The organism is Pantoea pleuroti (genome assembly GCF_014156615.1).
GTDB lineage: Bacteria > Pseudomonadota > Gammaproteobacteria > Enterobacterales > Enterobacteriaceae > Pantoea > Pantoea agglomerans.
The window spans coordinates 1-569 of record NZ_SBFD01000032.1; the positions used below are offsets into that span (position 1 = coordinate 1).

Consider the following 569-nt stretch of genomic DNA (forward strand, 5'->3'; position numbering starts at 1 on the left):
CGTGCGATCGACATGCCGTTCCTGCTGCCAATCGAAGACGTATTCTCAATCTCTGGCCGTGGTACTGTTGTTACCGGTCGTGTTGAGCGCGGCATCGTTAAAGTCGGCGACGAAGTTGAAATCGTTGGTATCAAAGATACTGTGAAATCAACCTGTACCGGTGTTGAGATGTTCCGTAAGCTGCTGGACCAGGGTCAGGCAGGCGAAAACTGTGGTGTTCTGCTGCGCGGTATCAAGCGTGAAGACATCCAGCGTGGCCAGGTTCTGGCTAAGCCAGGCTCAATCAAGCCGCACACCCAGTTCGAGTCAGAAGTTTACGTTCTGTCTAAAGACGAAGGTGGTCGCCATACTCCGTTCTTCAAAGGCTATCGTCCACAGTTCTACTTCCGTACAACTGACGTAACCGGCTCAGTAGAGCTGCCAGAAGGCGTTGAAATGGTAATGCCAGGCGACAACATCAAAATGGTTGTTACCCTGATCCACCCAATCGCAATGGACGAAGGTCTGCGCTTCGCAATCCGCGAAGGTGGCCGTACCGTTGGCGCGGGTGTTGTTGCTAAAGTTATCGC

General features: G+C 52.7%; 1 protein-coding gene. It reads left to right on the forward strand.

Going from position 1 to position 569, the window contains the following annotated elements:
- A partial coding sequence (locus tag EPG66_RS22820; protein WP_240042612.1) for an EF-Tu C-terminal domain-related protein occupies positions 1 to 569 on the forward strand: 569 nt, incomplete at both ends.